Source organism: Streptomyces tateyamensis (genome assembly GCF_003205575.1).
Lineage (GTDB): Bacteria > Actinomycetota > Actinomycetes > Streptomycetales > Streptomycetaceae > Kitasatospora > Kitasatospora tateyamensis.
The window spans coordinates 1-7,187 of record NZ_PYBW01000173.1 but is presented as its reverse complement, the minus strand read 5'-3'; the positions used below and the strand labels follow the sequence as shown (position 1 = coordinate 7,187).

The 7,187-nt window shown below is 72.1% G+C and carries 5 protein-coding genes; all 5 read right to left on the bottom strand.

Features of this window, described 5'->3' with window-relative positions; translation table 11 throughout:
- On the bottom strand, window positions 1-339 hold a 339-nt coding region (locus C7C46_RS31265; RefSeq protein WP_110673301.1), incomplete at its 3' end, for an HPP family protein.
- A 107-nt stretch (window positions 340-446) separates the two neighbouring features.
- Entirely contained in the window at window positions 447-1,469 is a 1,023-nt protein-coding gene (locus C7C46_RS31260; protein ID WP_110673300.1) for a hypothetical protein, read from the bottom strand.
- Between the two features lie 322 nt (window positions 1,470-1,791).
- Window positions 1,792-4,134: a M4 family metallopeptidase gene (locus C7C46_RS31255; RefSeq protein WP_110673299.1), complete on the bottom strand. Its 2,343-nt coding sequence runs from the start codon at window positions 4,132-4,134 to the stop codon at window positions 1,792-1,794.
- A 516-nt stretch (window positions 4,135-4,650) separates the two neighbouring features.
- Window positions 4,651-5,331 (bottom strand): DUF6445 family protein, encoded by a 681-nt coding sequence (locus tag C7C46_RS31250; RefSeq protein ID WP_110673298.1) that lies wholly within the window; start codon window positions 5,329-5,331, stop codon window positions 4,651-4,653.
- Between the two features lie 49 nt (window positions 5,332-5,380).
- Entirely contained in the window at window positions 5,381-6,778 is a 1,398-nt protein-coding gene (locus C7C46_RS31245; RefSeq protein ID WP_110673297.1) for an MFS transporter, read from the bottom strand.
- Window positions 6,779-7,187: the final 409 nt, after the last annotated feature.

Here is a 7,187-nt window from a genome sequence, read left to right as displayed (position 1 = left end):
CGCGGTGGCGGCGGCCGGCGAGTGCGGGACCCGGGCCAGCAGCATCGCGCCCAGCGCGAGGCCGCCGGCCAAGGCGGCGCCCCACGGGCCGCGCCCGGTGACCGCCAGCACCGCGTAGCCGGTGACCGCGGACAGCAGTTGCCCGCCGACCAGGTTGCGCGGCTGCGAGATCGGCAGTGCGGGGGCGCCGTGCACCAGGGCGGCGCTGGCGGCCAGCGGCGGGATCAGCAGCGGCTGGCGCAGCACCACGCCGACCCCGACCAGCAGCAGCAGCGCGCCGATCGAGAAGGCGGCGGCCCGCAGGGCGAGCAGCGGATGGTGCCAGGTGGCGCGGGGCATGCGGGACTCCGGTTTCGCGGTCGGGGAAGCGGTACTCCCACCCTGACCGCGGCCCTGGCCCCCCGGGTAGCGCCTTGCCTCGCAGGCAAAGCGGCTTTACGCCCCGGTCAGTCCCACTCCCAGCGGATCCCGGTCTGCCCCGGCTGCTGGTCGGTGGCGATCGCGTGCACGCTGGCCGAGGCGCCGATCCACAGCCGCTCGCGCAGCCGGTCCTGCTCCTCGCCGCCGCCGCGCTCGTACCGCTCGCAGTGTGCGGGCAGCGCGGCCGGGTCGAAGTGCACCTGGAGCACGAACTCGCGCACCGGCACCGCGAACCGCCGGGCGTACACGGTGGTCGGCCCGGCCGGCGGCAGCTCGACCTCGTACTCGAAGACGGTGGAGTCGCCCTGGCCCAGCGGCCGGTCCAGCAGCAGTTCGGAGACCAGCAGGCCGATCTCCGGCTTGCGCCGCACCCGGCCCAGCCGGGCGTGCCGGATCGAGGTGATCTCCGGGCAGCCGACCGTGTCCTCGTCCGCCTTCTGCACCACCAGGCAGCGGTTGACCCCGGGCGCGGTGGCCCGCACCACCTGACGGGTGCGCAGCGTGCGGCCCTGCCGGTCGGCGCCCACGTAGTAGGCGTCGTGCACGCTCAGCCGCTCCAGCTCGCCGATCGGCGGCGCGTCCAACTCCTCGAAGACCTCGGCGATCTGCTGCTCCTCCGGCCAGATCGCGGAGACCGGCAGGGCGTCCGGCACCGGGTGGGCCACCCAGCGCCCGCGCGGGCGGGGCGGACCGAGCAGGCTGGACAGCGCCCCGGCCGGCAGCGCGAGCAGTTCCTCCAGCAGCGCCACCGCGCGCACCGAGGCGGCCCGTTCGGGCTGGCTGCGGCCGCGCCGCCAGTAACTGAGCGTGGTGACGCTCAGCTTGACGCCCTGTAGGGCCAGTTCGGTGCGGATCCGGTCCAGGCTCAGCCCGCTGGCCTCGATCGCGGCGTGCAGGGTCTGGGCGAAGTCGGTGCCCGTGGGCGGACAGGCGGTGGGCGGCAGCGGGGGCACGGCACCGGCCGCACCCGCGGGGCGGAGTGCGAGCGGGCCGGCGGACTCCTCCACCAGGCGTAGGTGACCGGCGTTCTGCGGATATTGCGTGCCCATGCGAAATAACCTTCCCCACCAGCCGCCCCGTTGCCCGGAGAGTTACGCGGCGGGACCGGCTCGATGGCGTTGTGGGGACACCGTCGAGCTGCAGGAACCATACGCAGGCACCAGAGGCTACGTCATCAACCGCGTTGTATGACAGTGGTCACGACAAATTAGCTTCACGCAACCCTCGGCTGTCTCCAAAAGTGTGAAACGTAAATGCAACAATCCCGCCGTACCGGGCTGGCCCGGTACGGCGGGATGTCTCACTACCTGGGATTTCTCACATTTTGCTGCCGGTGAGCGACCAGGGAATGACAGGCAGTCGCGACGGCACTCAGCCGACGTTCAGCGCGGTGTCGTCGATCACGAAGCTGGTCTGCAGCGAGGAGTCCTCGGTGCCGGTGAACTTCAGGGTGACGGTCTGGCCGGCGTAGGAGGAGAGGTCGAAGGACCTCTGCACGTAGCCGGTGGCGGCGTTGACGTTGGAGTAGGTGGCCAGCGAGGTGCCGTTGGCCGTCACGGTCAGCTTGTCGTAGGCGGTCGAACCCGTCTCGGCGGTGTCGATGTGCAGCCAGAAGCTGAAGGTGGCCTTGCAGCCGGCCGGGATGGTGACGGTCTGCGAGACGGTGTCGGTGTGGGCGGAGCCGTAGCCGTTCATCCAGGCCTTCCAGGAGCCGCTGTGGGCGGCCTCGGAGGAGCTGTTGTCGACCACGCCGGTGGAAGTGGTCCAGGGGGCGGCGGTACCGGTCTCGAAGCCGGCGTTGCCGAGCAGCTGGCCGCCGCCGGTGCAGGTGCCGCCGCCACCGGTGGAGACGGTCCACGTGAAGCTGGTGGTGCCGGTCTTGCCGGCGGTGTCCTTGGCCGTGGCCGTCACGTTGTAGGTGCCGGCCGTGGTGGCGGTGCCGGTGATCAGGCCGCCGGAGCTGATCGACAGGCCGGCGGGCAGGCCGGTGGCCGTCCAGGTCAGCGCGCCCGTGCCGCCGGTGGCCGTCAGCTGGAGGTTGACGGCGCCGTTGAGGGCGGTGGTCTGGTTGCCCGGGTTGGTCACCGTGACGCCGCCGGTGGGCAGCGAGCCGACCTTGACCCCGGCCCAGGCGGTGGCCACCGCGTTGTACTCGGCCGAGCCCGCGCCGTACAGGTCGGTGGCCGCGCTCAGCGTGGCGGTGCGGGCGGCGGCGTAGTTGGTGCTGGAGGTGAAGTAGGTGCTCAGGGCCCGGTACCAGATGGCCGCCGCCTTGTCCCGGCCTATGCCGGTGACGGTGATGCCGTTGGCCGTCGGGGAGTTGTAGTTGACGCCGTTGACGGTCTTGGCGCCGCTGCCCTCGCTCAGCAGGTAGAAGAAGTGGTTGGCCACGCCCGAGGAGTAGTGCACGTCGAGGTTGCCGACCGTGGAGGACCAGTAGTCGGCCGAGGAGCCGTCCTTGGAGGGCTGGTCCATGTAGCGCAGCGGGGTGCCGTTGCCGTTCAGGTTGATCAGCTCGCCGATCAGGTAGTCCGGCGTGTCCGAGGGCAGGTTGGCGTAGAACTCGACCATGGTGCCGAGGATGTCGGAGGTGGCCTCGTTGAGGCCGCCGGACTCGCCCGAGTAGGTCAGGTTGGCGGTCGCGGCGGTGACGCCGTGGGTCATCTCGTGGCCGGCCACGTCGATCTCGGTGAGCGGGTGGGTGTTGCTGGCCCCGTCGCCGTAGGTCATGCAGAAGCAGCTGTCGTCCCAGAACGCGTTGGTGTAGTTGCTGTCGTAGTGCACCCGGTTGTAGGCGCCGACACCGTCGTTGCGGATGCCGCTGCGACCGAAGGTGTTCTTGTAGAAGTCCCAGGTCATGGCGGTGCCGTACTGGGCGTCCACGGCGGCCGACTGACGGTTGCTCACCGTGCCGTTGCCCCAGGTGGTGCTGGAGTTGGTGAACAGGGTGCCGTTGCCCGAGGTCCCGTTGTTCATGTCGGTGGTGTACTGGCCGCCGCGGGTGCCGTCCTTGAGCTGGAAGGTCGAGCCCGAGGCGGTGGTGGTCAGCGGCACGGTGCCGACGAACAGGCCGTTGCCGGTGTCGGTCTCGATGCCCTCGATCCTGCTCAGCACGGAGCCGGTCGAGGAGTCGGTGACCACGTGCAGCCGGCTCGGGGTGCCGTCCTGCTGCTTGCCCGTGATGACGGTCTCCCAGGCCAGCTTCGGGGTGCTGTCGCCCAGCCAGACCACCAGGCGCGGCGCGACGGCGACGTTGGAGCCGGACTCCTGGGCCAGCGCGGCGGCCTGGGCCTTCGGGGCGGCCAGCGCCGGGGTGGTGGAGACGCCGCTGAGCGAGGCGGTGCTGGCCCGGTCCACGCTCTTGACCGTGCCGTTGGCGGCCTGGTGCACGATCAGGTCGCCGCCGAGGACCGGCAGTCCGCCGTAGGTGCGCTCGTAGCGCAGGTGGGTGGTGCCGTTGGCGTCCTTGACCACGTCTTTGGCAACCAGCTTCTCCTGGCTGTCCAGGCCGAGCTGCTGGGCGAGGGCGGTGCTCTGCACACTGGCCTGGGAGAGCAGTTCGGCCCGGCTGCTGCCGGCGGCGGGCGCGGCGGCGATGGCCGGGGCGTCGCCCGCTGTGTGCGCGCTGGCGCTCACCGGGACGGCGGTGACCAGCAGCGCCGTGGCGGTGGCGAGTGCGGCCAGCGTTCCCCGGGCGTGTATCGAGCGGGACATGGGTCTCCTTTCCGACCGCTCGCGGGGTCACGAGCGGTGGAGCGACCTGGCCGCTGGTAGCGGCGCAGTGGGGGCTGTCCGGGCACGGGTGTGCGCCTCGGACGCGGTGCGGATGGCCGCGCTGGCGCTGGGGTGAGGGGCCCGAGCGGTGGCGGCAGGGGAATCGTGACAGTAGCTGAGTCGCGCATGACAGATGGCCGTCACGGATTGACCGACAATCGTTCACGTGCCCGACGACTCGGCGTGCTCATAAATCCCGGAACGCGTCCGGGCCGCGCAGACCCGGGCCTGCGGACATGGTCCGCACGGGGCGGCCGGATGGTGCCACGACGTCGAACGAACGGCCGACCATTTCCGGCCATGTCCGGATCCTTGCGCAACTGGGCAATAGAAGCAGGCCAGTTGGACTGCCGGGACGGCTCCCGGCGACCCGACTGGCCTGCGCTGCCGGCCTGCTGTGCGGCGCGTCGGCCGGGTGGCCGGCGGCCCGTCAGGCCGGCCGGGCACCCGCGGCGGTCAGGCCATCCAGAAGAAGACTGCCGTCATCCGCTTCTCGGCCAGCGTGGCGCCCCAGTAGCCGGTCGCGGTGTGCAGCAGGTTGGCGCGGTAGAGCAGCAGGCTGTTGTACCGGTGCGGCACCCGCAGGTCCTCGGTAAAGGAGTCCGCCGGGACGAAGCGGGTGCCGAGCGCCTGCGGCAGGGTGTCGTGCGGCGCCGAGACCAGGTTTCCGCCGAGCACCCCGCCGGGCAGGCTCTGCCGGTAGAAACTGGTGCCGCAGTCCTTGGGCACCTCGGGGTTGAGGTAGAGCACGGCCGCGTACCGGCACAGCGCGCGCGAGTCGGTGTGCGGACGCGGCTCGCCCTCGCCCTCCCCCACCACCTGCACGCAGTTGTGGTTGACGGTCGCCCCGCCCGCCGAGGTCTCGGCCCACAGCCGCTGCTCCCCGGTCGCCTGTCGAACCTGGGCCTCCACGTGGTCCAGTTCCTCCGGCAGCAGGGCTGGCATGGCGCGCAGGCCCGGCCAGCTCTCCGGCTTGTAGGGGTGGCCCTCGGTCCAGTCGGTGCGGGCCAGGCAGCGCGCCCGCACCTCCGCGGCGTTGGGGAGCACGTCGTTCAGCACCCAGTAGTCCCGTCCCCGGGTGGGCTTGCGGTACTGGAGCACGGGAAGGCCGGTGGTCCGGCGCGGCTGAGGTGGCATGCGCAGACCATACCGAGCGCCCCGGTGCCGACGGGCCGCTGATTTTCGGTCAAAGTCGTTGCGCAGTGCCCTGCTTGCGCAGCGTGGTGGCCACCGCCAGCACCGCGGCGCCGAGCAGCGCGCCGGTGGCCGTGGCCGCGCCCGCGCCGCCCGGGGCCAGGTGCAGGGCGAGCGTGACCGCGGCCACGCCGAGCGCCGTGCCCAGGCCCCGGGTCATGTTCACCATGCCGCCGCCGGCCCCGGCGTCGCACTGCGGCAGCGCCCGCATCACCAGCGTGTTGTTGGCCGGTACGAACACCCCGAGCGCCAGGCCGAGCAGCCCCAGCGGGAGCGGCAGCAGCGCGGCGTGCACCGGCAGCGCCAGCAGCAGGGCCAGCGCAGCCACGCAGCCGGCCGCCCCCGCCCGGCTGCGCCGCCGGTCGCCCCAGCGCTGCGGCAGCAGCCGCTCGGCGCCGGTGGCGGCGAGCGCGAAGCCGACCGGCAGCGCGGTGAGCACCAGGCCGGCGGTGATCGCCGCCACCCCCTGCCGGGCCAGCTCGACCGGCACCAGGACCAGCGGCCCGAAGAGCACCAGGTACCCGCACAGCCCGCCCAGCAGGCCGAGCCCCACCGGACCCCGGCGCACCAGGTCCAGGTCGACCAGCGGGTCGGCGCACCGGCGTTGGCGGCGCAGGAAGGCTGCCGTGGCCAGCACCGCCAGCGCGCCGAGGGCGGCGGCGGTCCAGCCCGGCACGCCGAGCCCGGAAACCACCGAGAGCGCGAGCAGGGCGGCCGTGGTCGCGGTGGCCAGCAGCGCCACGCCGCGCCGGTCGGTGCGGCCGGCCGGGGCCCGCTCCCGGGTGCGCGGCAACAGGAAGTGCCCGGCGACCAGCGCGGCCAGCCCGATCGGTACGTTGATCCAGAACACCCACCGCCAGCCGAGGGTGGCGACGATCGCGCCGCCGACCGTCGGTCCGAGGGCCAGCCCGATCGCCTGGCCCGCGGCCTGCAGGCCGAGGGCGGCCCGCATCCGCCCGGGCGGGGCGCTGGTGGCGACCAGCGCGACGCTGTTGGCCTGCATCAGTGCCGCGCCCACCGCCTGCACCACCCGGAAGCCGATCAGCGCGACCAGGGTCGGGGCCAGGCCGCAGGCGGCGGAGGCGAGGGTGAAGACCGCGAAGCCGTACAGGTACATCAGCTTGCGCCCGCGCACGTCGGACAGCCGCCCGATCGGCACCAGCAGCGCCACCAGGGCGAGCAGGTAGGCCAGCGAGACCCACTGGACTGCCGCCAGCGAGGTGTGGAACTCCGAGCGCAGCGACTGGTAGGTGAGGGTGACGATGCTGGCGTCGAGCTGGCCCATGAAGGCGCCGAAGCAGACGGTGAGCACGGCCAGCCGCCAGGCGGTCGGGTGGCTGCGGACGGCGTCGGGCCGGGGTCGTTCGACGGTGAGCAAGGTGCGGATCATCGGCTGCGGTCCGTGGTCAGGCGGCGCGCACGGTTCGGCCGTCTCACTGACTGATATTACCTCGGCAACCGACACAATCGGAAGAGGAGTTAATCGGACACCGAAAGCCATCAGGGACCAGCCGGGCCCGCCGGGCCCGTGCAAACAAAAGGAGGCTGGTCGAAGCTTTCGCTTCGACCAGCCTCCGCTGTGGGTTGTTCACATAACTCGCTGACCAGGACGAAGAGTTGCCTGGTGGGAGGAGCCAGCACAGGTTAAGGACTGCGCCCGGCACATGGATTTTCCGATTGGAACTTGCGGGTTCCCACCGCCACCATGGGAACTTCCCAGCGATCGAAGGCATGCGCGCCAAGCTCAAGCACCTCGTCGGCCGAGGCATTCTGACGGAGCCCGCCTCTTTGTCTCACGG